Source organism: Bradyrhizobium sp. DOA9 (assembly GCF_000617845.2).
Lineage (GTDB): Bacteria > Pseudomonadota > Alphaproteobacteria > Rhizobiales > Xanthobacteraceae > Bradyrhizobium.
In genome coordinates this window covers 2,982,587-3,008,389 of sequence record NZ_DF820425.1, presented here as the reverse complement: position 1 = coordinate 3,008,389, position 25,803 = coordinate 2,982,587, and the positions used below count along the sequence as shown (strand labels likewise).

At 66.3% G+C, this 25,803-nt stretch carries 25 protein-coding genes; 16 read left to right on the top strand and 9 right to left on the bottom strand.

Annotated features, from left to right (window positions below; genetic code table 11):
* The first annotated feature begins 4 nt into the window (after nt 1-4).
* The 5 genes from BDOA9_RS14020 to BDOA9_RS14000 all read left to right on the top strand — a co-directional run bounded on the left by BDOA9_RS14020 (nt 5) and on the right by BDOA9_RS14000 (nt 4,904).
* Complete coding sequence (locus tag BDOA9_RS14020; RefSeq protein ID WP_025034573.1) at nt 5-1,432, top strand: FAD-binding oxidoreductase; 1,428 nt, start codon at nt 5-7, stop codon at nt 1,430-1,432.
* A complete protein-coding gene (locus BDOA9_RS14015) occupies nt 1,429-1,875 on the top strand; it encodes a GNAT family acetyltransferase (RefSeq protein WP_025034572.1) in 447 nt (148 codons plus the stop codon). The genes BDOA9_RS14020 and BDOA9_RS14015 overlap by 4 nt, the downstream gene beginning before the upstream one ends.
* Before the next feature lie 9 nt (nt 1,876-1,884).
* Nucleotides 1,885-2,466 carry an NUDIX domain-containing protein gene (locus BDOA9_RS14010; protein WP_025034571.1) on the top strand — a complete coding sequence of 194 codons (582 nt, stop codon included), beginning with the start codon at nt 1,885-1,887 and terminating at the stop codon, nt 2,464-2,466.
* Between the two features lie 279 nt (nt 2,467-2,745).
* A complete protein-coding gene (locus BDOA9_RS14005; RefSeq protein WP_025034570.1) occupies nt 2,746-3,675 on the top strand; it encodes a glycine reductase in 930 nt (309 codons plus the stop codon).
* A gap of 35 nt (nt 3,676-3,710) precedes the next feature.
* On the top strand, nt 3,711-4,904 hold the full coding sequence (locus BDOA9_RS14000; protein WP_025034569.1) for a CaiB/BaiF CoA transferase family protein: 1,194 nt from the start codon (nt 3,711-3,713) through the stop codon (nt 4,902-4,904).
* 14 nt (nt 4,905-4,918) lie between these two features.
* Here the strand turns inward: BDOA9_RS14000 and BDOA9_RS13995 are convergent, their stop codons facing one another.
* Nucleotides 4,919-5,683, bottom strand: coding sequence for an SOS response-associated peptidase (locus BDOA9_RS13995; protein ID WP_025034568.1), 765 nt, complete (start codon nt 5,681-5,683; stop codon nt 4,919-4,921).
* Between the two features lie 63 nt (nt 5,684-5,746).
* Here BDOA9_RS13995 and BDOA9_RS13990 point away from each other — a divergent pair, with 63 nt between their 5' ends.
* From BDOA9_RS13990 to BDOA9_RS13975, 4 genes are all read left to right on the top strand, one after another.
* Complete coding sequence (locus BDOA9_RS13990) at nt 5,747-6,256, top strand: hypothetical protein (protein ID WP_025034567.1); 510 nt, start codon at nt 5,747-5,749, stop codon at nt 6,254-6,256.
* Nucleotides 6,257-6,265: 9 nt separating this feature from the next.
* Nucleotides 6,266-6,700: an NUDIX hydrolase gene (locus tag BDOA9_RS13985; protein WP_025034566.1), complete on the top strand. Its 435-nt coding sequence runs from the start codon at nt 6,266-6,268 to the stop codon at nt 6,698-6,700.
* A gap of 45 nt (nt 6,701-6,745) precedes the next feature.
* Entirely contained in the window at nt 6,746-7,123 is a 378-nt protein-coding gene (locus BDOA9_RS13980; RefSeq protein WP_025034565.1) for a TIGR02301 family protein, read from the top strand.
* A 140-nt stretch (nt 7,124-7,263) separates the two neighbouring features.
* Entirely contained in the window at nt 7,264-7,530 is a 267-nt protein-coding gene (locus BDOA9_RS13975; RefSeq protein ID WP_025034564.1) for a hypothetical protein, read from the top strand.
* A gap of 171 nt (nt 7,531-7,701) precedes the next feature.
* Here the strand turns inward: BDOA9_RS13975 and BDOA9_RS13970 are convergent, their stop codons facing one another.
* Both BDOA9_RS13970 and BDOA9_RS13965 read right to left on the bottom strand, forming a co-directional pair.
* Nucleotides 7,702-8,571 (bottom strand): sulfurtransferase, encoded by an 870-nt coding sequence (locus BDOA9_RS13970; RefSeq protein WP_025034563.1) that lies wholly within the window; start codon nt 8,569-8,571, stop codon nt 7,702-7,704.
* A 161-nt stretch (nt 8,572-8,732) separates the two neighbouring features.
* Nucleotides 8,733-10,067: a dihydroorotase gene (locus BDOA9_RS13965; RefSeq protein ID WP_025034562.1), complete on the bottom strand. Its 1,335-nt coding sequence runs from the start codon at nt 10,065-10,067 to the stop codon at nt 8,733-8,735.
* A 97-nt stretch (nt 10,068-10,164) separates the two neighbouring features.
* On the opposite strand from BDOA9_RS13965, the gene ygfZ reads away from it, so the two are divergent.
* The 6 genes from ygfZ (at nt 10,165) to BDOA9_RS13935 (ending at nt 16,983) form a co-directional block, all read left to right on the top strand.
* A complete protein-coding gene (gene ygfZ, locus BDOA9_RS13960; protein ID WP_025034561.1) occupies nt 10,165-11,040 on the top strand; it encodes a CAF17-like 4Fe-4S cluster assembly/insertion protein YgfZ in 876 nt (291 codons plus the stop codon).
* Entirely contained in the window at nt 11,037-11,663 is a 627-nt protein-coding gene (locus BDOA9_RS13955) for a DNA-3-methyladenine glycosylase I (RefSeq protein ID WP_025034560.1), read from the top strand. The genes ygfZ and BDOA9_RS13955 overlap by 4 nt, the downstream gene beginning before the upstream one ends.
* Complete coding sequence (locus BDOA9_RS13950) at nt 11,660-12,274, top strand: YfbR-like 5'-deoxynucleotidase (protein WP_025034559.1); 615 nt, start codon at nt 11,660-11,662, stop codon at nt 12,272-12,274. Before BDOA9_RS13955 ends, BDOA9_RS13950 begins: the two co-directional genes overlap by 4 nt.
* Nucleotides 12,275-12,437: 163 nt before the next feature.
* Complete coding sequence (locus BDOA9_RS13945; RefSeq protein WP_025034558.1) at nt 12,438-12,944, top strand: tyrosine phosphatase family protein; 507 nt, start codon at nt 12,438-12,440, stop codon at nt 12,942-12,944.
* A 229-nt stretch (nt 12,945-13,173) separates the two neighbouring features.
* The gene (locus BDOA9_RS13940) at nt 13,174-14,142 is read left to right on the top strand and encodes an NUDIX hydrolase (RefSeq protein WP_025034557.1); all 969 of its coding nucleotides are present in this window, start codon (nt 13,174-13,176) and stop codon (nt 14,140-14,142) included.
* Between the two features lie 129 nt (nt 14,143-14,271).
* Nucleotides 14,272-16,983 (top strand): DUF2339 domain-containing protein, encoded by a 2,712-nt coding sequence (locus BDOA9_RS13935; protein WP_025034556.1) that lies wholly within the window; start codon nt 14,272-14,274, stop codon nt 16,981-16,983.
* Nucleotides 16,984-17,049: 66 nt separating this feature from the next.
* Here BDOA9_RS13935 and BDOA9_RS13930 read toward each other — a convergent pair whose 3' ends face one another.
* From BDOA9_RS13930 to BDOA9_RS13905, 6 genes are all read right to left on the bottom strand, one after another.
* Nucleotides 17,050-18,738, bottom strand: coding sequence for a methyl-accepting chemotaxis protein (locus BDOA9_RS13930; protein ID WP_025034555.1), 1,689 nt, complete (start codon nt 18,736-18,738; stop codon nt 17,050-17,052).
* 264 nt (nt 18,739-19,002) lie between these two features.
* Nucleotides 19,003-20,739 (bottom strand): methyl-accepting chemotaxis protein, encoded by a 1,737-nt coding sequence (locus tag BDOA9_RS13925; protein WP_025034554.1) that lies wholly within the window; start codon nt 20,737-20,739, stop codon nt 19,003-19,005.
* A gap of 205 nt (nt 20,740-20,944) precedes the next feature.
* The gene (locus tag BDOA9_RS13920; protein ID WP_025034553.1) at nt 20,945-21,190 is read right to left on the bottom strand and encodes a DUF6894 family protein; all 246 of its coding nucleotides are present in this window, start codon (nt 21,188-21,190) and stop codon (nt 20,945-20,947) included.
* A 163-nt stretch (nt 21,191-21,353) separates the two neighbouring features.
* Nucleotides 21,354-21,941, bottom strand: coding sequence for a hypothetical protein (locus BDOA9_RS13915; protein WP_025034552.1), 588 nt, complete (start codon nt 21,939-21,941; stop codon nt 21,354-21,356).
* A 114-nt stretch (nt 21,942-22,055) separates the two neighbouring features.
* Complete coding sequence (acuI, locus tag BDOA9_RS13910; protein WP_025034551.1) at nt 22,056-23,042, bottom strand: acrylyl-CoA reductase (NADPH); 987 nt, start codon at nt 23,040-23,042, stop codon at nt 22,056-22,058.
* Nucleotides 23,043-23,084: 42 nt separating this feature from the next.
* The gene (locus BDOA9_RS13905) at nt 23,085-24,338 is read right to left on the bottom strand and encodes an MFS transporter (RefSeq protein ID WP_025034550.1); all 1,254 of its coding nucleotides are present in this window, start codon (nt 24,336-24,338) and stop codon (nt 23,085-23,087) included.
* Between the two features lie 351 nt (nt 24,339-24,689).
* Between BDOA9_RS13905 and nadA the strand changes: the two genes are divergently transcribed.
* The gene (nadA, locus tag BDOA9_RS13900; protein ID WP_025034549.1) at nt 24,690-25,796 is read left to right on the top strand and encodes a quinolinate synthase NadA; all 1,107 of its coding nucleotides are present in this window, start codon (nt 24,690-24,692) and stop codon (nt 25,794-25,796) included.
* Nucleotides 25,797-25,803 lie beyond the last annotated feature (7 nt).

Genomic DNA, 25,803 nt, shown 5'->3' with positions numbered 1-25,803 from the left:
GGAGATGAACATCAACAAGCCTGCCACCCCGCCGCTTGCGCCCGAATTGATCGAGCAATTCCGCAAGATCGTCGGCGACCGCCACGCGATCACCGACCCCAGCGATATCGAGCCTTACGTCACCGAGGAGCGCAATCTGTTCCACGGCCGCTCGCCGCTGGTGCTGCGCCCGGGTTCGACCGCGGAGGTCTCCGCAATCTGCAAGCTCGCCTCTGCGCACAACATCGCGCTGGTGCCGCAGGGCGGCAACACCGGGCTGGTCGGCGGCCAGACGCCGCACAATGGCGAGGTGGTGGTGTCGCTGCGCCGGCTCGACAAGATCCGCGAAGTCGACACCGCCTCCAATACCATGACGTGTGAGGCCGGCGTGGTGCTGCAGATCGCGCAAGCCAGGGCTTCCGAGGTCGACCGGCTGTTTCCGCTGTCGTTAGGGGCCGAAGGCAGCTGCACCATCGGCGGCAATCTCTCGACCAATGCCGGCGGCACCGCGGCGCTCGCCTATGGCGTCGCGCGCGAGATGGCGCTGGGCCTCGAAGTGGTGCTCGCCGACGGGCGCGTGCTCAATTCGCTGTCGAAGCTGAAGAAGGACAACACCGGCTACAATCTGCACAATCTCTTCATCGGCGCCGAAGGTACGCTCGGCATCATCACCGCGGCGACGCTGAAGCTGTTTCCGAAGCCGCGGGCGGTCGAGACCGCCTTCGTCGGGCTGAAATCGCCGGCGGCGGCCTTGAGGCTGCTCACCATCGCGCAAGGCGAAGCCGCCAACGCGCTGACGAGCTTCGAGCTGCTGTCGGAGCTGGCGGTGGATTTCTCGGTGCGCCACGGCATCGACGTGCGCGATCCGCTTAGCGAGAAGCATCTCTGGTACGTGCTGATGGAATTGTCATCGCCGAGTGAGGATGCCCGCACGCCGCTGGAGACGATCCTCACCCGTGCCATGGAGGAGGAGATCGTCGACGACGCCGTGATCGCGGCGAGCCTCGCCCAGCGCGGTGCGTTCTGGAAGCTGCGCGACGAGATGTCGGCGGCGCAGAAGCCGGAAGGCGGCTCGATCAAGCACGACATCTCAGTCCCGGTTGCGGCCGTGCCCGACTTCATCGCCGAGGCCGATGCCGCGGTGGTGAAGCTGATCCCCGGCGCCCGGCCGGTGCCGTTCGGCCATCTCGGCGACGGCAATCTGCATTACAACGTCAGCCAGCCGATCGGCGCCGACACCGCCGATTTCCTCGCGCGCTGGCATGATGTGAACGCGGTGGTGTTCGAGATCGTGCTGCGCATGGGCGGCTCGATCTCGGCCGAGCACGGCATCGGCGTGCTCAAGCGCGACGAGCTTCCGCAAGTGAAGGACAAGACCGCGATCGAGCTGATGCGGTCCATCAAGGCGATGATCGATCCGCTCGGCATCATGAATCCGGGGAAGGTGCTGTGAGCGCGTCCCTTGTGATCTCCGCGATCAATGATGCCGACGTCGAGGGCGTCGTCGCGCTGTGGCAACGCTGCGGCCTGACGCGCCCCTGGAACGATCCGCACGCCGACATCGCCCTGGCGCGCCGGCGCGATAATTCCACCGTGCTGGTCGGCCGCGACAATGGCGCGATTGTCGCCACCGTGATGGTCGGCCACGACGGCCATCGCGGCTGGGTCTATTACGTCGCCGTCGATCCTGATTGCCAGAAGCGCGGCTTTGGCCGGGTGATCATGGCGGCGGCCGAGGACTGGCTGCGTGCGGCCGGGATTTCGAAGCTGCAGCTCCTGGTCCGCCGCGAGAACGCGCAGGCCAACGCGTTCTACGGCTCGCTGGGCTTCGAGCTCTCGACCTCCGTGATGTTCCAGAAGTGGCTCGATGGCCGCGCCACCACGCCAAGCAATTGAGATCCAGCCATGACCATTTCCGACCGCGTCCGCATCAAGGACGTCCGCGTGCTCTCGGACGGCTGGACCACGCTGAAGACCACGACGTTCGAGTACCGGCGCGCCAGTGGCGAGTGGCAGACCCAGCGCCGCGAGACCTATGAGCGCGACAATGCCGCCGCCGTGCTGCCGTACAATCTCGCGCGGCGGACCGTGGTCCTGGTGCGACAGTTCCGTCTGCCGGCCTTTATCCGCGGTTACGACGACCTCTTGATCGAGGCCGCCGCCGGCGTGCTCGACAACGCCGAGCCCGAGGAGCGCATCCGCGCCGAGGCGGAGGAAGAGACCGGCTATCGCCTGCACCACGTCCACAAGGTGTTCGAGGCCTTCATGAGCCCCGGCGCCATCACCGAGAAGCTGCATTTCTTCATCGCCGAATACGAGCCCGAGATGCGGGTGAGCGACGGCGGCGGCCTCGAGCACGAGGGCGAAGACATCGAGGTGCTGGAGCTGTCCATCGACGAGGCGATGGCGATGATCGCCGACGGCCGCATCATCGACGCCAAGGCGATCATGCTGCTGCAATACGCGGCGCTGCACGTGTTCAGGTGACGTGCTTACCCTCCCCTGGAGGGGGAGGGTCGATCGCGCGCAGCGCGAGCGGGGTGGGGTGATCTCTCCTCTCGGGCAGTATCGGACGTGGAGAGACTGTCACCCCACCCCGTCTCACATTTCGCTTCGCTCAATGTGAGCCGACCCTCCCCCTCCAGGGGAGGGTAAGAGACGCCGCTCCGTCCTCGTCTGCAATTCTGACATGCATCCTCCCTCCCCCGTTGAGCAACGCCAAAACTATCTCTAGTCTGGCCTCAACCAAGAAACAGGAGACGCGCCATGTCTGCTCCGCGCGAGGACGAATTCGGCTTTGCCCCCGACTACGATTCCCCCGTTCCCTACATGCAGCGCACACGCGAATATTACGCAGCGATCGGCTACACCACGCCGTATCGCTGGGCGCATTACACCTCAGCGCCGTTCCAGCCGCTGAAGAAACCGTTGTCGCAATCGCGCGTCACCATCATCACCACCGCGGCGCCCTACGATCCGGCCAAGGGCGACCAGGGGCCGGGCGCGGCGTATAATGGAGCTGCGAAGTTCTACCAGGTCTATGACGGCGACACGTCGAAGGAGCACGATCTGCGCATCTCGCACATCGGCTACGACCGCAAGCACACCTCGGCCACCGACAGCGGCACATGGTTTCCGCTGCCGCAGCTGTTGAAGGCCTCCGCTGCGGGGCGGATCGGCGAAGTCGCGCCGCGCTTCTTCGGCGCGCCGACCAACCGCAGCCATCGTGTCACGCTGGATACCGACGCGCCGGAGATCCTGGCGCGCTGCCTCGCCGACAAGGTCGACGTCGCCGTGCTGGTGCCGAACTGCCCGGTCTGCCACCAGACGACGGCGCTGGTGGCGCGGCACCTGGAGCGCAACGGCATTCCGACCGTCATCATGGGCTGTGCCAAGGACATCGTCGAGCACGCCGCGGTGCCGCGCTTCCTGTTCTCTGATTTCCCGCTCGGCAATTCCGCCGGCAAGCCGCACGACATCGCCTCGCAGGCCCAGACGCTCGAGCTCGCGCTCCGGCTGCTGGAAACCGCGAGCGGCCCGCAGACCACGATGCAGTCGCCGCTGCGCTGGAGCGAGGACGCCTCGTGGAAGCTCGACTACAACAATGTCGCGCAGCTGAGCCCTGAAGAGCTGGCGCGCCGCCGCGCCGAGTTCGACAAGCAGAAGGAGATCGCGCGCGGCAACCGCGCCGCCTGACGTTCTCCAACAACGATAAGCCGAGGGAGAGCGAGGTGACGCGACCGTTCGAGGGCGTGAAGATCCTGGACTTCACGCAAGTGCTGGCCGGCCCCTATGCGAGCTATCAGCTCGCTCTGCTGGGTGCCGACGTCGTCAAGGTCGAGCGGCGCGAGGGCGAGGACATGCGCCGCACGCCGCTCTCCCGCGAATGGGCCGAGCGCGGCCTTGCGCCGGCGTTCCAGGCCGTCAACGGCAACAAGCGCAGCCTGACGCTGGATTTGCAGAAGCCCGAGGCGATCGCGATCGTGAAGAAGCTCGCAGGCCGCGTCGACGTCGTCATGGAGAATTTCCGCCCCGGCGTGATGGACAAGCTCGGCATCGGTTACGAGGCCCTGTCCGCGATCAATCCGAAGTTGATCTATTGCGCGGTCTCGGGCTTCGGCCAGACCGGCCCGGACCGCCTGCGCCCCGGCTATGACGGCAAGATGCAGGCGCTGTCAGGCATCATGGCGATCACCGGCCATCCCGAAACGGGGCCGACGCGCGCGGGCTTTGCGGTGTGCGACGTGCTGTCGGGCGCCACGGCCGCGTTCGGTGTGTCGAGCGCGCTGTACCAGCGCGACCGCACCGGCAAGGGGCAGTTTGTCGACGTCTCGATGCTGGAGGCGACGCTGGCGTTTCTCTCGGGCCAGATCGCGGACTGGTCGGTGGCCGGCCATCGGCAACAATTGTCGGGCAATCAGGCGGTGAGCCGCAGGACTACAGCAAACCTGTTCAAATGCGGCGACGGCCATATCCTGCTCGCCGTCAACAACGAGAAGCAGTACCGCGCGCTGATGGCTGCGCTCGACCGCGAGGATACGCTGTCAGATCCCCGCTTTGCCGACTGGTTCTCGCGCAACGAGAACGAGGGCGCGCTCCGCGCCATCATCGAGCAAGCGCTGGCGACACGGCCGGCACGCGAATGGGAGACGATTCTGGAGGATGCCGGGGCGCCCTGCGCCAGCATCTGGAAGATCGAGGAAGTCATCGACCATCCGCAAGTGAAGGCGCGCGGTGCGATCCAGAAGCTGGACACGCAATACGGCCGCCTGCGCTTTGCCGGCAGCGGCTTCAAGCTCGCCCATGGCGGCGGCCGGCTGGATCGCATGGCGCCGGAGCTCGGCGCGGATACGGATGCGGTGCTGGGCGAATTGGGATTCGATGCGGCGGAGATCGCGGGGTTGCGGGCGAGAGAGATCGTTTAGAACTCCGCTGCCACCTAGAACAACGATCCCTGCCCGTCATCCGCCGGGCCCGCGGCAGTCTTCCGCGCGGCCTTCTTCGGCTTCGCCGCCTCGGCCTCCGCCTCGATCTCTTCCGCGCTGATCGGCAGCACGAGCTGCTCGTCGTCATTGGCGACGCGATTGACGCGGGTGGAGACCGGGTGCCAGGCGAAATCGCCGAGGCGCGGGGGCCTCATCAGCGGCAGGATCGCATCGACCTCGTCGCCTTTGCTGTCGAGCCAGCGCTCGAAGTCGCGCGGGCTGATGGTGACGGGCACGCGGTCATGCAGCGCGGCGAGATCCTCGCCCGCCGCGGCGGTGACGATCGCGACCGTGTCGAGCTCCTCGCCGTTCGGCCCGACCCAGGTCTCGAACACAGCGGCAAAGCCGAGCGGCTCACCGTCGGCGCGGTGGATGAAGAAGGGCTGCTTGCGGCCGGCTTCCGTCTTCCACTCGTAATAGCCGTCGGCCGGGATCAGGCCGCGTCGGCGGCGAATCGCATTCTTGAAGGCGGGTTTCTCGAGTACCGTCTCGGAGCGGGCGTTGATCAGGAGCGTGAAGCCGCGGGGATCATTGACCCAGCTCGGCAGCAGGCCCCAGCGCATCAGGCGGAAATGGCGCGCGCCGTTCTCGATCCATACGACCGGAATCGGTTGCGTCGGGGCGACATTGTACCGGGGCGGGAAATTCGGCTGCTCGACATAGCCGAACAGTTGCCGCAAAGCCGCGGGGGCCGAAGTTATGACGAAGCGTCCACACATCCTTGGGAACCTATATAGGGTCCGTTCAGGTCCTTTTAACCCCGAACGTTAACACTGCGGCAGATGAGCTCAACGGCCACCCAACCCGCGCGGACGCATGTACAGACGGGCCCTGAGGCGACCGCCTGGGCCGAACGGCTGCGCGTGGCCAACATCAACCCGCGGACCGGGCTTGCCACCGACTATCTCAACCATTTCAATGAAGCCGTGATGCTGCTCGAAATGGTGCCCGACATGCCGGAATGCGCCGAAGACTTCCTGACCTGGACGCCGCTGTCCTATGCCGAGCATTTCACGGCGTCGAATTTCAAGGCGCGGGATTTGGCGATCGAAGCCTATGAGAAAGCCGATCCCAACCTGCGTGCCCAGTTCGACCACATCACGGATACCATGACCTCGATCCTGACCGCGGTCGGGTCGGCCATGCGCGAGGTCGAGAAGGACTCGACCCGCGTCCGCCTCGCCGAGCAGGCCGCCCTCTGGGTCAAGCCGCTGATCGCGGCCTGTGGCGGCATCATCAATGGCGGGGCGGAAGCCGACGTCGACACCATCATGGCGAACTCGGCCCGATAGGTGGCGCGATTGGCCGCAATCGTCCACCCAGCTCACCCCCAGCTTGCGGTCAGCGCGGCGATCTTCCGCGACGGCAAGGTGCTGCTGGTCCGCCGCGCCCGCTCGCCCGCCAAGGGCTTCTATTCGCTGCCGGGCGGCCGGGTCGAGTTCGGCGAATCGTTGCACCAGGCGCTGAGCCGCGAGGTCGACGAGGAAACCGGCCTTCGCATCGAGATCATTGGCCTCGCCGGCTGGCGCGAGGTGCTGCCGGCCGCGGCCGGCGCCGGCCATTACCTGATCATGTCCTTTGCGGCCCGCTGGACGGCCCGGGAGCCGGCGCTCAACGACGAGCTCGACGATTACCGCTGGATCGCGCCGGATGCCCTGGCAAGCCTCGGCGACCTCAAGCTGACCGGGGGGCTGGAGGAGGTCATCCAGTCCGCTCATCGGCTGCTTGTGGCCTGACGGCCCGCCTTGCGCCAGCCGTCCCGAGGGGGCATACAGCCGCCGATGTCGATGCGATCTCTGGCCATTTTTGCCCTGATTCTCGCCTGCGCCTCCGGGCCTGCAAGGGCCCAGGACGGGGCGGCGCCGTTCGACAGCGAATTGCAGCGGCTGGCCGAGATCCTCGGCGGGCTGCACTATCTGCGCGGCATCTGCGGGTCCAACGAGGGCAACAAATGGCGTAACGAGATGCAGGCGCTGATCGATGCCGAGACCCCGTCCGGGGAGCGCCGCACCCGCATGACCGCCGCCTTCAACCGCGGCTACAACGGTTTTCAGCAGACCTATCGCAGCTGCACGCCGGCCGCGACGGTGGCGATCCGCCGCTACATCGAGGAAGGCTCGAAGATCTCGCGCGATCTCACGGCGCGTTACGCGAACTGACGTCGACGGGAACCCCGTCATCGACTTTGTTCACAGCCATTAACCGTTCTTAAAGATGTGGCCTAGCGGTCGTTAACGCCCGTGCTACACCTCTCGTACAGCGCATCGCCGTGGATCGCGCCCCAGCCTGACCGAGTTTCATGAGCCAGCCGATTTCCTACGCCCCCGCCCGCGCGCCGCTGCCCGATCACGAGCAGAAACAGGCTGCCCTGAGCTATCTCAACGAGGCCTGGGCCGAGGCGCGCCACGACGGCGTCGACGGCGACTGCCTGGCGCAGGCGAGCCTGTTCGCGGCGCTTGCCGAGCTCGTCGGCACCTATGGCGAGGACGCGGTCGCCAAATTCGTCGAGGGCTTTCCCGGCCGCATCCGCAACGGCGAATTCTCGGTCGGCATCTCCAGGCAGTAAGCTGCCCCGAAAATGACCCCGCCACGCGGGCGGGGCCAGTTGCGGATGAATGACTTGGCGAAAGGCGTCGCGAAGTCTGCCGCTCTTATCGCATGGAAGCCGCTTCAAGCGGACAAGCATTAATCTCGCGCTGACCGGGAGGTGTTCCCGACAGAGCCGGGAACGCGCGCCTCAGTCGGTCTCGATCGGCCGCGAGGGATCCCTCGCCCATTCGCCCATCGAACCATCGTACAGCGTCAGCTTGTCGTAGCCGAGCTGGGTCAGCAGCAAGAGGTCGATGGTCGCCGAGATGCCGCCGCCGCAATAGACAATCACATCTCTGTCGCGCGTGACGCCCTGGGCGGCGAACTTCGCTTGCGCATCCGCAAGATTCGTCAGCGTCTTGTCGGCATTCACGAGCGTGGCTGCGGGAACGTTGACGCTGCCGGGAACGCGGCCCGGTCGGCCATAGCGGCTCGGCTCGAGGCCGCGGTGAAACTGCGGCCCGAGCGCGTTGACGATGACGGTCGAGGGATCGCCGATCTTCGCCAGCACGGCTTCCTTGTCGACGAAGAGGCCTGGGCGCGGCGCCGCCCTGAAGGTCGTCGCTGGATAGCCCTTCGATGCGCCCGTCTCGACCGGCCGCCCCTCCTGCTGCCATTTGTCGAAGCCGCCGTCGAGCACGCGGCCATCGACGCCGAGCGCGCGCAGCATCCACCAGAACCGCGTTGCCCACATCATCGTCCCGATGCTGTAGAGCACGATGGTCTTGCCCGCATCGAGACCGTGGCGGCCGAAGGCAGCCTCCAGCTGGGCGACTTCGGGCATCATGAAGAAGTGTTGCGACGAGGTGTCGGAGAACTCGCCTTGCAGGTCGAGGAAATCGGCGCCGGGGATGTGGCCGGCCGCGAATGTCTTGTCGCCGGGCACCGCGCGGTACGGCACATCGCTGCCTTCCGGGACCGGTTCGTTGTACGTCGTGCAGTCGTAGATGCGAAGGTTGGGATCGCCCAGGATGGCGGCGAGTTGCTCGGTGGTGATGAGGGCGGCGGGTTGGGACATCAGGCTGCACTCCCGTTCGAGAGGAAGGGTAAACCTCTCCTCTCGTCATTGCGAGGAGCCCTTGAAGCAATCCAGACTGCCGCCGCGGAGGGACCCTGCATTGCTTCGCTGCGCTCGCAATGACGAGCGGGGAAGCGCTGTGCGTCCCCACCAGACATCGGTTACTGCTTCAGCGTCTCCAGAAACCGCACCGGCTCGCCCTGTGCGGGCGTCACCAGCTCGCCCTGCCACATCACGCGCTTGCCGCGCACAAACGTGCCGACCGGCCAGCCGGTGACGCGAACGCCGTCATAGGGCGTCCAGCCGGCCTTGGACGCCACCCACTTGTTGGTGATGGTCTCGCTGCGCTTCAAGTCGACGATGGTGAAGTCGGCATCGTAGCCGGCGGCGATGCGGCCCTTGCAGGCCATGTTGTAGAGGCGCGCGGGGCCGGCGCTGGTGAGGTCGACGAAGCGCGCCAGCGACAAGCGTCCCGCATTGACGTGATCGAGCATCAGCGGCACCAGCGTCTGCACGCCGGTCATGCCGGAGGGCGAGGCCGGATAGGTCTTCTGCTTCTCCTCCAGCGTATGCGGGGCGTGGTCGGAGCCGAGCACGTCGATGATGCCCTGCTCGATGCCGCGCCAGATGCCGGCGCGATGATCGGCGCCGCGCACCGGCGGGTTCATCTGCGCCAGCGTGCCGAGCCGCTCGTAGCATTCCGGCGCGACCAGCGTCAGATGATGCGGCGTCGCTTCGCAGGAGGCGACGTCCTTGTGGTCGCGCAGGAACTCGATCTCCTCCTTGGTCGAGATGTGCAGCACGTGGATGCGTTTTCCCGTCTCGTGCGCCAGCTTGACCAGCCGCTGCGTCGCCATCAGCGCCGCGGTCTCGTCGCGCCAGACCGGATGCGAGCGCGCATCGCCCTCGATGCGCAGCGATTTACGCTCGTTGAGCCGGTATTCGTCCTCGGCGTGGAAGGCCGCTCGGCGGCGGATCACCTGGAAGATGCGGCGCAGGCTCTCGTCGTCCTCGACCAAGAGCGCGCCGGTTGACGAGCCGATGAACACCTTGACGCCGGCACAGCCGGGCGCGCGCTCCAGCACCGGCAGGTCCTGGACGTTCTCGCGGGTGCCGCCAATGAAGAAGGCGAAATCGCAATGCATGCGATGATTAGCCCGCTTCATCTTGTCGGTGAATTCGGTCTCCGTCACGGTCAAGGGCGAGGTGTTGGGCATCTCGAACACGGCGGTGACGCCGCCCATCACGGCGCTCCGCGAGCCGGTCTCGAGGTCTTCCTTGTGCGTCAGCCCCGGCTCGCGGAAATGCACCTGCGTGTCCATCACGCCGGGCAGGATGTGCAGACCCTTGCAGTCGATCACCTCGGCGGCCGCGCCTTGCGACAACGGACCGAGCTCGGCGATGCGGCCGCCCGTGATGCCGATATCGCGCACGCCCTCGCCGTCCTGGTTGACCACGGTGCCGCCCTTGAGGATCACATCGAAACGCTGGGTCATGGGGCCTCTCTCATCCTCAAGGCGCACGGCTCGAGGTCTTGTCGTTTATGCGTTGCGGGCTTACGTTCCGGAGCAACATGTCGCAAGAGATTTTCGCATGAAATCGGCGTTTCTTCCCGACCGGGGCGTGATCAAAGTCGCGGGTGAGGACGCGCGCAACTTCCTCAATGGCCTCGTCACCACCGACCTGGACAGGCTGAAACCTGGCCTGGGGCGATTCGGCGCACTGCTGACGCCGCAGGGCAAGATCATCGTGGATTTCCTGATCACGGAAGCGCCCGCCGGTCACGGCGGCGGGTTCCTGATCGACTGCCCCAGGGCGCTGGCGGACACCCTCGCCACAAAGCTGAAATTCTACAAGCTGCGCGCCAAGGTCACGGTGGACAAGCTCGACCTCGGCGTGCTCGCGGCGTGGGACGGCGAGCCGGCGGCGCAGCCCGACCTCGCCTTCGCCGATCCGCGGGCAGACGGGCTCGGCTATCGCATCCTGATCCCGGACGATCTCAAGCAGAAACTGTCCGATCTCATCGGCGCCGAGCTGGTCAATGCGGCCGAGTACGAGGCGCACCGCATCGCGCTCGGCGTGCCGCGCGGGGGGCTCGATTTCATGTACGGGGATGCGTTCCCGCACGAGACCAACATGGATCGCCTCGCCGGCGTCGATTTCGACAAAGGCTGCTATGTCGGCCAGGAGGTCGTCTCGCGCATGCAGCATCGCGGCACGGCGCGCACGCGCAGCGTGAAGGTGCTGCTCGAGGACGCCTCGCCCGAAGCCGGCGCGACCATTCTCGCCGGCGACAAGCCGGTCGGCACCATCGGCTCGACGGCCGGCGGCAAGGGCATCGCGCTGGTGCGCATCGACCGCGTCGCCGATGCGCTCGATGCCGGTGAGCCGCTCACCGCAGGCGGCCTCGCGTTGAAGCTGGCCGACCCTGATGTCGTCCGTATCCCCCTGAAGCAGCCCAACGCATGAGCCGCGCGCCCCGCCTGCATCCCGACGGGAAAACCCGCTGTCCCTGGCCGGGCGAAGATCCGCTCTATGTCGCCTATCACGACACCGAATGGGGCGTGCCTGAGTATGACGACCGCGCGCTGTACGAAAAGCTGATCCTCGACGGCTTCCAGGCCGGCCTGTCCTGGATCACGATCCTGCGCAAGCGCGACAATTTCCGCAAAGCCTTCGACGATTTCAAGCCGGAGAAGATCGCGCGCTACGATGCGAAGAAGGTGCACGCGCTGATGAACGATGCCGGCATCGTGCGCAACAAGGCCAAGATCGAAGGCACGATCCTGAGCGCGAAGTCGTATCTCGACATCATGGAGAAGGGCCCCGGCTTCTCGAAGCTGCTGTGGGACTTCATGGACGGACGGCCGAAGGTCAACCACTTCAAGACCACGGCAAGCGTGCCGGCCTCGACGCCGCTGTCGGTGCAGATCTCCAAGGAGCTGTCCTCGCGCGGCTTCAAATTCGTCGGTCCGACGATCGTCTACGCCTTCATGCAGGCGACCGGCATGGTCAACGACCACCTGGTCGATTGCCACTGTCATGCGACCTGCAGCAAGACCCGGCGCAAGCCGCGCCTCAAGGCCAAATGACGGCGAAGAAGGCGGCCCGCAACGAGGAGATCCGCGCCTGGCAGCGCATGCTGTCGGGCCGGCGGCTCGACCTGCTCGATCCCTCCCCGCTCGACATCGAGATCGGCGACATCGCACACGGGCTGGCGCGGGTGGCGCGCTGGAACGGCCAGACCGTCGGCGCGCACATCTTTTCGGTCGCACAGCATACGCTGCTGGTCGAGACCGTGCTGCGGCACGAGATGCCCCGCGTCGACCAGCGCGTCCGGCTCGCAGCCCTGCTGCATGATGCACCGGAATATGTGATCGGCGACATGATCTCGCCGTTCAAGGCCGTGCTCGACGGTCATTACAAGGCGGTCGAGAAGCGGCTGCTCGGCGCCATCCACATCCGCTTCGGCTTGCCGCCGGTCTTGCCTGATGACATCACGCAGGCCATCAAGGCCGCCGATCGCGGCGCGGCTTATCTGGAAGCGACCGAGCTTGCCGGCTTCAGCGCGAGCGAAGCGCGGCGCCTGTTCGGCAAGGATCCGGGTCTCTCCGACAGCGTCCGGCGCGACTATCTGACGCCCTGGACCGCGGCGCGGGCCGAGAAGCAGTTTCTGGAGCGGTTTGGCGCCGTGTTTGCGTAGGTCTTGTAGGGTGGGCAAAGGCGCACTCGCGCCGTGCCCACCACTTCTCGCGGTTGCGCAAGAATGGTGGGCACGCTTCCGCCTTCGCTCTTCGAGCTACGGCGGACATGTCGCTTTGCCCACCCTACGACACCGGCTATAATCTTTGGCAAAAAGGTTCGCCATGATCCACGTCTGTTCCCTCGCCGCGCTTCCCGAGACCGTCCGCCTCACCAAGGCCAGTCACGTGCTGACCGTGATGGCCAATGTCGAGCAGGTGGCGCGTCCGGTGTCGGTGCTCCCGGCCAACCATCTCAAGGTGTCGATGGACGACATCACCGAGGAGATGGACGGCTTCGTCGCGCCGTCGGAGACGCATATCGACCAGGTGCTGAACTTCGTGCGCGGCTGGGACCGCAGCGCCCCCCTGGTGGTGCATTGCTATGCCGGGATCAGCCGCTCCACCGCGAGCGCGTTCGCGGCCGTTTGCGCGCTCAATCCCAACCGCGACGAGATCGAGATCGCCAGGAAGATTCGCGCGGCCTCACCGATCGCCTCGCCCAACCGGCGCATCGTCGGCCTTGCCGATCGTGCCCTCGGACGCAACGGCCGCATGCTGCGCGCGCTCGACGAGATGGGCCCCGGCGCGATGATGGTCGAAGGCCGCCCCTTCGCGATCGAGCTCGAATGAGGCGCGAGTCGAATAGCAGCCGCGACGGGACTGCGCTCCCTCTCCCGCCTGCAGGAGAGGGTTGGGGAGAGGGTGTCTCCGCATTGGGACACCCCCCTAGAGGAGAAAGCCCTCACCCGGCGCTACGCGCCGACCTCTCCCGCAAGCGGGAGGGGTTACAGCGAGCCCGCAGCGATATCTGTTCAACCACCGAAGATATTCTTTCCGCAACACCTCCGATCATCATCGCATGAGCGAGACGCTGCTGACGCCGATCGAGATCGGCCTGACCGCCGCGATCGTCGCGATTGAGAACCACGAGCCGCTGATCCTGACCGCACGCGGTGCTGACGGCTTCGCCGGCCTGCCGTTCGGTCCGTTCGACGCGGTGAGCCATCGCACGTTCGAGATTGGCCTGCGTGCCTGGGTCGAGCGACAGGCGGGGCTGCGGCTCGGCTATGTCGAGCAGCTCTACACCTTCGGCGACCGCGGCCGTCATGCCGAGGCCGGCGACACCGCCGCCCATATCGTGTCGATCGGCTATCTCGCGCTGACGCGCCCCGCGGGCGGCGAGCTCGCGGCTAACGCGGCGAGCTTCGCACCCTGGTATCGCTTCTTCCCCTGGGAAGACTGGCGCGAGCAGCCGCCGGCGATCATCGCCCGCGACATCATTCCCGCCCTGACCGAATGGGCCGAGGAGGAGACACCTGAGACGATTCGCGCGCTGCCGCGGAAGGATCGCGTGCGCTTCTATTTCGGTCTGGACGGCGCGCCCTGGGACGAGGAGCGCGTGCTCGACCGCTACGAGCTGCTGTACGAGGCCGGGCTGATCGAGGAGGCCCGCCGCGACGGCCGCCCTGCGGCGTTGGCGCGCAAGACGCTTCCCCCGCTCGGGACCTCGATGCGGTTCGACCACCGCCGGATTCTCGCCACGGCCATCGCGCGGCTGCGCGCAAAGCTGAAGTATCGTCCTGTCGTCTTTGAACTTTTGCCCGCCGAGTTCACACTTACTGAACTGCAGCACACGGTGGAGGCGATCTCCGGCCGGCACCTGCACAAGCAAAATTTCCGCCGCCTGGTCGAAATGGAAGCCCTGGTCGAACCGACCGGGGTGATGTCGACACAGACGGGCGGACGGCCGGCGGCGCTCTACCGCTTCCGCCGCGAGGTGCTCCAGGAGCGGCCCGCGCCGGGCTTGCGCGTACGCTCCCGGCGCTAGAGCATGATCCGGACCCGGAGGGCCGCGTTAGCGCAAAGTGCGTAGCGGTTCTCCGGTAAGAGCGTGCTCAAGAAATTAAGTTCCTAATACGCGGGACCGGCCCCTGCCCGCCGGTTACCTGGAGGCTTCATGTTCGACGGCCCTTTTGACGCCTTTGCGCTGATCATTGCGATCATCGCCTTCCTGATCGCGATCAAGGCGTCCAGCCAGGCGACCGAGTTGCGTCGCAAGCTCAACGCGCTCGAAGAGCTGCTTTACGCGCAGCGGCCGGTGCAGCCGCCGCCGCTGCTGCCCGCGCAGGCGCAGGCCGAAGCCCCCACTGCGACTGCCGCCGCCGAGCCACCGCCGCTGGCGCCGGAAGCCGAAACGATGCCGCCTCCGCTCGTCACCGAAGAGATTTCACCGCCCCCGCTCGAGCCGAGCACGGCCGCCGCTGCGCCCCCTCCGGTCCCGGAGGCAGCGCCCGGCTTCGAGGAGCAGCTCGGCACCCGCTGGGTGGTGTGGATCGGCGGGCTTGCGCTCGCGCTCGGCGGCTTCTTCATGGTGCGCTATTCGATCGAGGCCGGCCTGCTCGGCCCCGGCGTGCGCGTGTTCCTCGGCGGCCTGTTCGCCGCTGCATTGCTCGGCGCCGGCGAATGGACGCGACGCAAGGAGAGCATCTCGAGCATCGCGGCGCTGCCGATCGCCAACATCCCCGCGATCCTCACCGCGGCCGGAACGGCGGTGGCGTTCGCGACCATCTACGCCGCCTACGCGCTCTACGGCTTCCTCGTGCCTGCGACGGCCTTCGTGCTGCTCGGCATCGTTGCGATGGCAACGCTGGCCGCAGCGCTCCTGCACGGCCCCGCGCTCGCGGGGCTCGGAATCGTCGGCGCCTTCGTGACCCCGATCCTCGTCTCCTCCGGCAAGCCGGATTATTGGGCGCTCTACATCTATCTTGCGGTCGTGACGGCCGCGAGTTTCGGCCTTGCCCGCATCAGGCTGTGGCGCTGGCTTGCGGTCACGACCATTGCCTTCGCGGTGCTCTGGATCTTCCCGGGTCTCGAGACCGAACAGGTGCAGGTCGCGCCGCACGCCTTCCACGCCATCGCCGGCTTCGTGCTCGCCGCACTGCTCGTCGTCTGCGGCTTCATGTTCGGACCCGCCATCGAGGACGGCGAGATCGAGCCGGTGTCGTCCGGCGCGCTCGGCGCCTATCTGTTCGGCGCGATGCTGGTCGTGCTGTCGAGCGCACATGCGGATCTCGCGCTGATCGCGTTCTCGCTCCTGGTCGGCGGCACGCTGTTCGTCGCCTGGCGTGCACCGGCGGCGACCGGCGCGCTGGGCGCAGCCGCGGCGACCGTGTTCATCGTGTTCGCCGAATGGGCGGTGCGTGCCAACCCTGACATGCTGGTGCTGCCGGGCGGTCCGATGCCCGGCGTCGGCCCGGTCGCGACCGACAGCGCGGTGACGCTGCATCTGGTGACGGCCGCGATCTTCGCCGCCGGGTTCGGCGTCACGGGCTTCCTTGCGCAGGACCGGTCGAACTCGGCGATCATTCCCGTGGTGTGGTCGGCGGCGGGCGTCGCGACGCCGATCGCCATCCTGGTCGCGCTCTACGCGCGCATTGCCCATCTCGACCGCTCGATCCCGTTCGCGATCCTCGCGGTGCTGCTCGCTGCGGCCTTTGGCGCGGCGACCGAAGCGCTGATGCGCCGCGAAGAGCGGCCCGGCGTTGCCACCTCGGTCGCGCTGTTCGCGACCGGTACGCTCGGCGCGCTGGCGCTGGCGCTGACCTTCGCCCTGGAGAAGGGCTGGCTCACCATCGCGCTCGCGCTGATGTCGCTCGGCACCGCCTGGATCTCGTTGCAGCGGCCGATTCCGGTGCTGCGCCGGCTGGCTGCCGTCTTCGCCGCGATCGTCACCGCGCGCATCGTCTATGATCCGCGCATCGTCGGCGATGCCGTCGGCACCACGCCGATCTTCAACTGGCTGTTGTGGGGCTATGGCCTGCCGGCCGCCTCGTTCTGGGGCGCGAGCATCTTCCTGCGCCGCCGCGCCGACGACGCGCCGCTGCGCGTGGTCGAGACCGCGGCGATCCTGTTCACCGCGCTGCTCGCCTTCATGGAGATCCGGCACTTTGCAACCGGCGGCCGCATGACCGCAGCCCCCTCGCTGCTCGAGTTCGCTCTGCAAGTCTGTGTCACGCTCGCCATGGCGATCGGCCTGGAGCGCCTGCGGCTGCGCAGCCACAGCATCGTGCACGATGTCGGCGCGGTCGTGCTGACGGCAATCGCCGGCCTCATCAGCGTGTTCGGCCTCCTGATCCTGGAGAACCCGCTGCTGCTCTCCAGCGTCAATGTCGGCGGACTCGTATTCAATCTGCTGCTGCTCGGCTACGCATTGCCGGCCGTGCTGATGCTGCTGCTCTCCTATGCGGTGGCGGGGCATCGGCGTGTCGCATACGCAAACACGATCGCCAGTGGCGCCCTAGTATTCGCGCTCGCCTATGTGACGCTGGAGATCCGCCGCTTCTATCACGGTCCGGTCCTGCTCTACGGCGGCACCACGAGTGCAGAGCAATACACCTATTCGATCGGCTGGCTCGCCTTCGGCGTGGTGCTGCTCGGCGTCGGCATCCTGGTCAATTCGGAGCGTGCGCGGCTGGCCTCCGCCGCCGTCATCGCGTTGACGATCTTCAAGGCCTTCGCCGTCGACGTGTGGACGCTGACCGGCGTCTACCGCGCGCTCTCGTTCATGTGCCTCGGCGTCGTGCTGGTCGCGATCGGCTGGCTCTACCAGCGCATCCTGTTCCGGCGACAGGTCACACCGCCGCCGGCCGTGCCGCAGACCGGCAGCTGAACCAGTTCGTCGAGCGGGGTAGTCCACCTCTCCCCAGCGGGGAGAGGTGGAAAACGAACGATGGCTCTATGCCGCGCGGACGGATTCCAGGAACTGCGCGACCTCGACCTTCAGGCGGGTGCTGTCGGTCGCCAGCGACTTCGCCGCCGACAGCACTTCGCCCGAGGCCGAGCCGGTCTCGATCGCGCCGCGCTGCACGTTGGTGATGTTGGACGAGACCTCCTGCGTGCCGAGTGAGGCCTGCTGAACGTTGCGCGAAATCTCCTGCGTGGCCGCGCCCTGCTCCTCGACGGCGGCGGCGATCGCCGCGGACACCTCGGAGAGCCGCTCGATGGTGCCGCCGATCTCCTGGATCGCGCTGACGGATTCTTGCGTCGCCGCCTGGATGCCCGAAACCTGCGCCCCGATTTCGCCGGTCGCTTTCGCGGTCTGCTCGGCCAGCGCCTTGACCTCGGAGGCGACGACGGCAAAGCCGCGGCCGGCTTCGCCCGCGCGCGCCGCCTCGATGGTCGCGTTCAGCGCGAGCAGGTTGGTCTGGCCCGCGATGGTGTTGATCAGCTCGACCACGTCGCCGATGCGGGCGGCGGCCTGCGACAGCGCGTTGACGCGCTCGTTGGTCCGCGCCGCCTGCTCGACCGCTTCCGCCGCCATTCGCGCCGAATCCTGCACGCGGCGGCTGATCTCGGTGATGGACGACGACAGCTCCTCGGAGGCGGAGGCCACCGCCTGGACGTTGGTGGAAGCTTCCTCCGATGCGGCCGCAACGACGGTTGCGAGCTCCTTGCCGCGCTGCGCCGTGCCGCTCAGCGTTGCCGCGGAGGCCTCGAGCTCGGTCGAGGCCGACGACACGGTCTCGACGACCTCGCCGATCATGACCTCGAAATTGCGGGTGATGGCGTCGACGCGGCGGCCGCGCTCGATCTTGGCCTCGGCGTCGCGCGCGGCCGCCGCGTCGGCAGCCTTCTTGGCGATCAGGGCTTCCTTGAAGATCTGGAGCGCGTCCGCCATCGCGCCGATCTCGGTCTTCTCGCCGCGATGCGGCACCTCGGCCGAGAGGTCGCCCTCGCCGAGCGATTGCATGGGTCGGATGATCGAGGCGATGCCGCGCGAGACGTCGCGCACGAGGTAATAGGCAGCGGCGATCGCAATCACGACTGCCGCGACGATGATGCCAACCAGTACGCGGAAGATGAACGCATAGCTTTCAGAGGCCTGCTTGGTCTCCAGCTCCGCGCCCCTGTTGTTGAGCTCGATGCCCTTCTGCAGCAGCGGATCGGCGGCTTGCGCCATCTTCGCGACCTTGGTCTGCAGCATCTCGTTGGCGTCCGTCGGAAAGCGCCCGATGCTCTTGCGCGACAGCGCCATCGTCTCCTGCACGCCGTTCAGATATTCAGCCCAGGCCTTGCTCCATTGCTCGTACAGCGAGCGTTCCTCGGCGACCGTGATCAGCGGCTCGTAGACCTTGCGGGTCTTCTCGATGCGCTCGCGCAAGCCTGCCAGCCGCTTCTCCGCGGCCTCCTTGCCCTCGGCGGTGTCCTGCATCAGGTGCAGACGCAGCGCGACGCGGAGCTCGTTGATGTCGGCACGCATCGAGCCGAGCGCACGAACGCTCGGCAGCCAGCTCTCCGCAATCTCGACGGTATGGGCGTTGATGTTCTGCATCGTGCCAATCGCCATCACGCCGACACCGGCGAGCGAGAGCACGAGGACCGACAGCACGGTCAGCAGCTTGAAGACGATCGACAACTTCGACATCACGACAATCCCGATAATTACCTAGGCAACGCGCACATCACTTGCGCCGCAGTCGTCACGACGGACGACTGGGCGGGGATCAGTTCAACGATGCTGGCTGGTTCTTTCCCCGAAGGATTGCGCCCATAATCGCAAACAGGCGTTAACAGGAGGCTACGTAAAAACACGGCTCGTGCGCAGCGATCGTGGTTTCCTGCAACTCTCTCTTGCAGTCGCACCGGCTTCTCCCGTTGCGACCTATGCGCCGCTGGCGAAAGGCGCGTGTCAGGCCGCGCGCACGGTATCCAGGAACTTTCCGACCTCCAGCTTGAGCCTATTGCTGTCGCCGGACAGCGACTGCGCTGCCGCCAGCACCTGCGAGGATGCCGAACCGGTCTCGCTCGCGCCGCGCTGCACGTCGGTGATGTTGGACGACACCTGATGGGTGCCGGTCGCCGCCTGCTGTACGTTGCGGGAAATCTCCTGCGTTGCGGCGCCCTGCTCTTCGACGGCGGCTGCGATGGTCGAGGAGATCTCCGACAGCCTCTCGATGGTGTGGCTGATGTCCTTAATCGCGCCGACCGAATGCTCGGTGGCGGTCTGGATGCTGGCGATCTGCTGGCCGATCTCGCCGGTCGCCTTCGCAGTCTGCTCGGCGAGCGCCTTGACCTCCGAGGCGACCACGGCAAAGCCGCGCCCGGCCTCGCCGGCGCGCGCGGCCTCGATCGTTGCATTGAGCGCCAGGAGATTGGTCTGGCCGGCGATGGTGTTGATCAGCTCGACCACGTCGCCGATCCGCGCCGCCGCCGCGGAAAGCTCGCCGACGCGATCGGTCGTGGTGCGGGCCTGGTTCACCGCATCGCCGGCGACGCGCGCGGATTCCTGTACCTGCCGGCTGATCTCGGTGATCGACGACGACAGCTCCTCGGTCGCCGACGCCACCGACTGCACGTTGGTGGACGCTTCCTCGGAAGCGGCAGCCACCATGGTGGTGACCTCCTGCCCGCGCGTCGCAGTCGCGGTCAGCGTCGAGGCGGAAGCTTCCAGCTCGGTCGCGGCCGAGGACACGGTGTCGACGATTTCACCGATCGCCGCCTCGAAGCCGTCGGCCAGCTTGTGCATCTCGGCCTTGCGCTGCGCGGCCGCAAGCTGGTCCTGCCTGGTCTTGGCTTCGGCCTCCTCGCGCGCCTTCTGCTCCGACACGATCTTGAACTTTTCGACGGCCGCCGCGACGCCGCCGACCTCGTCCTTGCGGCCGAGACCGGGCAGCACCACGGAGAAATCGCCGCCTGCGAGCTTGTCCATGGCGATCGTGAGCGCACGGATCGGCCGCGCGATGCTCAGGAAAGACATCAGCCAGGAGCCGACGAGGACGAACATGGCGAATGCGCCGACCACCATTCCGATCTGCTCGCTCGACGCCATCTCCTGCACGGAAGCGGCAATCTCAGCTTCACTCTTGTGCGTGGCGAATTCGGCGATCTGGCCGGCAACCTGGTCCATTTGCGCGGCAATCGGCAGCGTCCCTTCGCGGACCAGACGTGCGGTTTCCTCGATCAGCCGCGCTACCTTGGCAGCTGCATCGGGCCCCGTGGCCCCGAGGGCTTCGCCGCGCACTGCTGCGACCTCCCGGCCGGCCTTGAGATAATCGGCGGCCAGAGACTTGAGCTTTTCCATCCGCGCCCGGTTTTCCGGCGAATGTGACTGCTTCAGCATCGTTTCGGCGAGCTTGGTCAAGGTCTCGTCGCGCTCGACGAGAGCACCGCTCGCCTTCTGCAGCTCGGCCGCGTTGCCGGCGAGCCGAATGTCCCGGACGGCGAGCTGCATGCTGCGCACCGCCAGCTTGGCTTCGACGGCCTCGCGCGCCAGCTGAAGCTGCGCGACCGCGCCCTTGTTGGCCTCTCGCACATTGCCGTTGCCGATGTGCTGACTTGCAATCATGCAAAAGACCAGGAGCACACCGAGCGCCGACGCAATCGCCAGCTTGGTCCCGATCCTCAGATTCTGAACTAGGCTCAGCATGGGCAAGTTTCCCCGAAGGAATGCGCAGCCGAGTCATTGTCGGCTGCCGCTGGCGTTGACTGCGCCCTTGCCCAAAAAGTGAGCGCTTCACATTCCGATTTGGTTAACGAGAGCCTTCGCAGAAATACTGACTTTGTACGATAAATGATTGAGCGCGAAGGGAAATGATCCCGTCATGGTTGTAAATTGCAGCTTCAGGTCGGAGCTAGGACGCTTTGCATCCGATGGTCTCGCCGACGAGGCTGATGCGGAAGACCGGCTTCTTGTCCTCGTCGAGCAGCTCCATGCACCACTCGGCATTCGGCTGCAGGCTGCGCGCGATGCCGCTGAGCAGATTGGCGCACACCTCGGTCATTTCGGTCCAGGCGGCCGCGCGATCCTCGAACTCGTACGGCAGGTCGGCGGCGCCCGAATAGCGGCCGGTGCTGATGCGGAAGAAATAGAGCGACATCGTTGAACCCTTGCGTGGGACCCCCTCCCGGCCGCACGCAAACTGAGACCCGAACAGCTACCAAGGCATGAAAGCCGCCGTCCGTATGACTACGGCGTGGGCGGCTTGGTGTTCGATGATGCCTTCGACGATCAATGACGCGGGTTGTCCCGTGCGGGCGAGCTCACTGCGTGGAGCGGCGCAGCTCCAGCGGGGCTTCGTTCTTCGCCGGCTCGGACTTCACCGGCTCGAGCCGGCTGCCCTCGACACGCGGCGTCTCGACGCGCGCGGCGACCTCGGTGTTCGACGCAGCGACCGTGCCGGTGTGCTCGGGCCTGTGCAGCGAGCGCGGGCGCGCCGCAGCACGCGCCATCAGCATCTGATTGCCGCCCTGGTGACGGAAGTCGCAATAGGCGAAGCCCATGCCCGACACCGAGCCGCGGAAGCTGCGGTCGTCGGTCTTTTCCAGGTTGAAGCAGGGCTCGAACGGGATGCCCTTGATCGAGGCGCAGACGTTCTGGCCGCGGATCTGGAGCGTATTGCCGGGCAGACGGAGATGACGAACCGGGCCTGCGCCGGAGAACTGCACTGCACCTGCGGCGCCGAGATCGTCGAGGATACGGCCTGCACCGCGGGTACCGTCGAAACAGGTGAAGGCGAACACCTTGCCGGCCACGAAGCGCCGCGCCTCGTCGGCGTTCATGCTTCCAGCGATGGCCGGCGCAAACGTCGCTGCCGCCGTGACAGCCCCCAACACAATACGCGCAAGCATGCTCAACTCCGAACCAACCCCCGCGGCGGGCGATGCCTTTAGCTCTTTACCCGCTGCTTACCATACCAACCATGGCGACATTGAAGCAGCTTGGTTGGTAAAGTCTGAACGCCGTTAGACAATTTTTACCACGACGCGGCCGCGAACCTGGCCGGCCAGGATTTTCGCGCCCCACCCCGGGGCTTGGTCGAGCGAAATTTCCTCAGTGATTTCAGTTAGTTTTGTCCGATCCAGGTCGGAGGCCAAACGCTGCCAGGCAGCTTTCCGGGGTTCGATCGGGCACATCACCGAATCGATGCCGAGAAGGCACACTCCGCGCAAAATAAACGGCGCCACCGACGACGGCAGGTCCATGCCGGCCGCCAGGCCGCAGGCCGCGATCGCGCCACCATATTTCGTCATCGAGAGCAGGTTGGCGAGGGTGGTCGAGCCGACGCTGTCGACGCCGCCGGCCCAGCGCTCCTTGGCGAGAGGCTTTGCCGGCGCCGACAGTTCGTTGCGGTCGATGATCTCGGCAGCCCCCAGCTGCTTCAGGTAGTCGGCCTCGGAGGCCCGGCCGGTCGAGGCGATGACGTGGTAGCCGAGCTTCGAGAGCACGGCGATCGCGACCGAGCCGACGCCGCCGGCAGCGCCCGTCACCACGACCGGGCCGCTCTTCGGCGAGATGCCGTGCTTCTCCAGCGCCAGCACCGCGAGCATCGCGGTGAAGCCGGCGGTGCCGATCGCCATGGCATCGCGTGTCGACAGGCCCTGCGGCAGCGCGACCAGCCAGTCGCCCTTCACCCGCGCCTTCTCGGCATAGGCGCCGAGATGGGTCTCGCCCATGCCCCAGCCGGTGCAGACGACCTTGTCGCCCGCCTTCCACTGCGGATGCGAGGAGGCTTCGACCGTGCCGGCGAAATCGATGCCGGCGATCATCGGGAAGCGGCGCACCACCGGCGCCTTGCCGGTGAGCGCAAGGCCGTCCTTGTAGTTCAGCGTCGACCATTCCACCCGGACGGTGACGTCGCCCTCCATCAGCTCGGCTTCGTCGAACTGCGTGAGCGCGGCGGTGGTGCCCTTGTCCGCCTTGTCGATCCTGACAGCCTTGAATGTGGCCACGACTGAACTCCCTGACTTTGTTTGCCGGGGATGTTTAGCCGATCAGGCCGGCTGCGCAACCGCCCGTGCCACAGGTTTCTCCACGATCGGAAGATTGATCAGCGCCGAGAGCACGCCGAACAGGATCGAGAGCCACCAGATCGGCGTGTAGGAACCGAAACGTTCGAACACGATGCCGCCCAGCCAGACGCCGAGGAAGCCGCCGACCTGATGGCTGACGAAGGCAAAGCCATAGAGCGTGGCGAGCCAGCGCGTGCCGAACATCAGCGCCACCAGCGCCGAGGTCGGCGGCACCGTCGACAGCCAGGTCAGGCCGGAGATCGCGCCGAACGCGATCGCCGAGAACGGCGTGATCGGGAACGAGATGAAGGCGAGCGTTGCCAGCGCCCGCGTGAAATAGATGGTCGAGAGGATGTAGCGCTTGGGCAGTGAGTTCTGGAGATAGCCGACGCTGAGCGAGCCGATGATGTTGAACAGGCCGATCGCCGCGATCACCCAGCCGCCGGTTTGTGTCGAGATACCGCGATCGACCAGGAAGGCCGGCAGATGCACGGTGATGAAGGCGAGTTGGAAGCCGCAGGTGAAGAAGCCGAGCACCAGGAGCACGTAGGAGCGATGACCGAAAGCTTCGGCCAGCGCCTTGGTGATGGTCTGGTCGTCCGCGGGCATCGCACTGTTCGCGTTCGTCACCGGGGGCGTCGAGAGCGCCAGCGAGAGCGGTATGATCAGCAGCATCAGGAAACCGAACACGGAGAGCGCCTGCTGCCAGCCGAAATTGTCGATCAAGGCGACTCCGATCGGTGCGAACAGGAACTGCCCGAACGAGCCCGCCGCCGTGCCGGCACCGAGCGCAAGGCCGCGCTTCTCGGCCGGCAAGAGCTTGCTGAACGCCGACAGAACCAGATTGAACGAACAGCCGGCGAGACCGAAGCCGATCATGACGCCGGCGCCGAGGTCGAGCGACAGCGGCGTCGTGGAATAGCGCATCAAGAGCAGGCCGCCGGCATAGAGCAGCGCGCCGACGCACATCACCCGGAACAGGCCGAAGCGATCCGCAACCGCACCGGCGAGCGGCTGGCCCAATCCCCACAACAGATTCTGCACGGCGATGGCGAGGCCGAACACGTCGCGGCCCCAGCTGAATTCGTGGCTCATCGGCTGCACGAAGAAGCCGAGCGCCGAGCGCGGACCGAAGCCGAGCATGCCGATGGCACAACCGCAGAGGATGATGACGGCCGGGGTCCGCCAGCTGGAGGAACGTGAGGCCGGCGCGAGCTCGCCGATCTGTGCCGACATGGTTTTTCCTCGTCTGTCGTTGGCGGATCCGCAAATCAGCAGCCGCGGGACCGCCCGTTTAATGCATCTGCATGAAAATCCCAAGTCAAAAACGGTTGCATTCCACGAAGAGCTGACGCGGGAGCATTGCGTTTCGATCTGGCCTCGCCTGGCGGGTGCGCAGTGACGGGAATGTGTGCGGCAGGCCCTAGCGACACGCGCGAATGCGTGCTATGTTTGATTTACTCATATTGAGCATATTTGGGTAGCAGCGACGTTCACCCGGCCCTCCGCGGCCGGATTTCTCGGGCTCCACATATTCTCAATTTGAGCATAACAGCCACGGTTGATGGCCACATTTGGGAGGCTGCAATGCCGATCACTGCAATTTACGGTCCCGACGACCTTACTGACCGGCCGCAAGGCCAACCCATCGCCTCCCCGCGCGCAGCGCCGGTGCCTCCGGGACCGACATGGCCGATGCCGTCCCTGGAATGGACGCCGGCGGTCGAACGCGCCACCGCGCCGCTCTATGACCGCGTCAAGCACGTGATCCCGTCGATCGAATGGCCGCTGATGGCGCCGACGATTCACGCAATCAACGAGCTGAAGCGCGCGCGGGGCGCGGTGATCCTCGCCCACAATTACCAGGCCCCGGAGATCTTCCACTGCGTCGCCGATATCGGCGGCGACTCGCTCCAGCTCGCGGTGGAAGCCACCAAGGTGCAGGCCGGCATCATCGTCCAATGCGGCGTGCACTTCATGGCCGAGACCTCCAAGCTGCTCAATCCGGACAAGACCGTCCTGATCCCGGATTCGCGCGCCGGCTGCTCGCTTGCCGCCAGCATCACAGGTGCGGACGTGCGGCTGCTGCGGGAGAAATTCCCCGGCGTGCCTGTGGTCGCCTATGTCAACACCTCGGCGGAGGTGAAGGCCGAGGTCGACATCTGCTGCACGTCCTCGAACGCGGTGCAGGTGGTCGAGAGCCTGAACGCCCCGACCGTGATCTTCCTGCCCGACCGATACCTTGCCACCTACGTGGCATCGAAGACTGACGTGAAGATCATCGCCTGGAAAGGCGCCTGCGAGGTGCATGAGCGCTTCACGGGCGCGGAGCTGCGGAGCTTTCGCGAAGCCGATCCGTCGGTGCAGATCATCGCGCATCCGGAATGCCCGCCGGACGTGCTGGCGGAAGCCGACTTCACCGGCTCGACCGCGCACATGATCAACTGGGTGCGGGCGAAGCGGCCACGGCGGCTGGTCATGATCACGGAATGCTCGATGGCCGACAATGTCAGGGCCGAGCTGCCCGACGTCGAGATGCTCCGCCCCTGCAATCTCTGCCCGCACATGAAGCGCATCACGCTCGCCAACATCCTGGAGAGCCTGCTGACGCTTGGCGAGGAGGTGACGATCGATCCCGCGCTCGCGGAACGCGCGCGGCGCTCGGTCGAGCGCATGATCAATCTGAAGAATTGAGGGCGGC

What these genes read in the sequence shown, in the direction of transcription:
- nadA (WP_025034549.1), top strand. Translation starts at nt 24,690, where the DNA reads ATGCCGATCACTGCAATTTACGGTCCCGACGACCTTACTGACCGGCCG.
- ygfZ (WP_025034561.1), top strand. Translation starts at nt 10,165, where the DNA reads ATGAAATCGGCGTTTCTTCCCGACCGGGGCGTGATCAAAGTCGCGGGT.
- BDOA9_RS13995 (WP_025034568.1), bottom strand. Translation starts at nt 5,683, where the DNA reads ATGTGTGGACGCTTCGTCATAACTTCGGCCCCCGCGGCTTTGCGGCAA.
- BDOA9_RS13950 (WP_025034559.1), top strand. Translation starts at nt 11,660, where the DNA reads ATGACGGCGAAGAAGGCGGCCCGCAACGAGGAGATCCGCGCCTGGCAG.
- BDOA9_RS13935 (WP_025034556.1), top strand. Translation starts at nt 14,272, where the DNA reads ATGTTCGACGGCCCTTTTGACGCCTTTGCGCTGATCATTGCGATCATC.
- BDOA9_RS13940 (WP_025034557.1), top strand. Translation starts at nt 13,174, where the DNA reads ATGAGCGAGACGCTGCTGACGCCGATCGAGATCGGCCTGACCGCCGCG.
- BDOA9_RS13980 (WP_025034565.1), top strand. Translation starts at nt 6,746, where the DNA reads ATGTCGATGCGATCTCTGGCCATTTTTGCCCTGATTCTCGCCTGCGCC.
- BDOA9_RS13930 (WP_025034555.1), bottom strand. Translation starts at nt 18,738, where the DNA reads ATGTCGAAGTTGTCGATCGTCTTCAAGCTGCTGACCGTGCTGTCGGTC.
- BDOA9_RS13990 (WP_025034567.1), top strand. Translation starts at nt 5,747, where the DNA reads ATGAGCTCAACGGCCACCCAACCCGCGCGGACGCATGTACAGACGGGC.
- BDOA9_RS13915 (WP_025034552.1), bottom strand. Translation starts at nt 21,941, where the DNA reads ATGCTTGCGCGTATTGTGTTGGGGGCTGTCACGGCGGCAGCGACGTTT.
- BDOA9_RS13955 (WP_025034560.1), top strand. Translation starts at nt 11,037, where the DNA reads ATGAGCCGCGCGCCCCGCCTGCATCCCGACGGGAAAACCCGCTGTCCC.
- BDOA9_RS13925 (WP_025034554.1), bottom strand. Translation starts at nt 20,739, where the DNA reads ATGCTGAGCCTAGTTCAGAATCTGAGGATCGGGACCAAGCTGGCGATT.
- BDOA9_RS14020 (WP_025034573.1), top strand. Translation starts at nt 5, where the DNA reads ATGAACATCAACAAGCCTGCCACCCCGCCGCTTGCGCCCGAATTGATC.
- BDOA9_RS13905 (WP_025034550.1), bottom strand. Translation starts at nt 24,338, where the DNA reads ATGTCGGCACAGATCGGCGAGCTCGCGCCGGCCTCACGTTCCTCCAGC.
- BDOA9_RS13975 (WP_025034564.1), top strand. Translation starts at nt 7,264, where the DNA reads ATGAGCCAGCCGATTTCCTACGCCCCCGCCCGCGCGCCGCTGCCCGAT.
- BDOA9_RS14005 (WP_025034570.1), top strand. Translation starts at nt 2,746, where the DNA reads ATGTCTGCTCCGCGCGAGGACGAATTCGGCTTTGCCCCCGACTACGAT.
- BDOA9_RS13965 (WP_025034562.1), bottom strand. Translation starts at nt 10,067, where the DNA reads ATGACCCAGCGTTTCGATGTGATCCTCAAGGGCGGCACCGTGGTCAAC.
- BDOA9_RS13920 (WP_025034553.1), bottom strand. Translation starts at nt 21,190, where the DNA reads ATGTCGCTCTATTTCTTCCGCATCAGCACCGGCCGCTATTCGGGCGCC.
- BDOA9_RS14010 (WP_025034571.1), top strand. Translation starts at nt 1,885, where the DNA reads ATGACCATTTCCGACCGCGTCCGCATCAAGGACGTCCGCGTGCTCTCG.
- BDOA9_RS13970 (WP_025034563.1), bottom strand. Translation starts at nt 8,571, where the DNA reads ATGTCCCAACCCGCCGCCCTCATCACCACCGAGCAACTCGCCGCCATC.
- BDOA9_RS13945 (WP_025034558.1), top strand. Translation starts at nt 12,438, where the DNA reads ATGATCCACGTCTGTTCCCTCGCCGCGCTTCCCGAGACCGTCCGCCTC.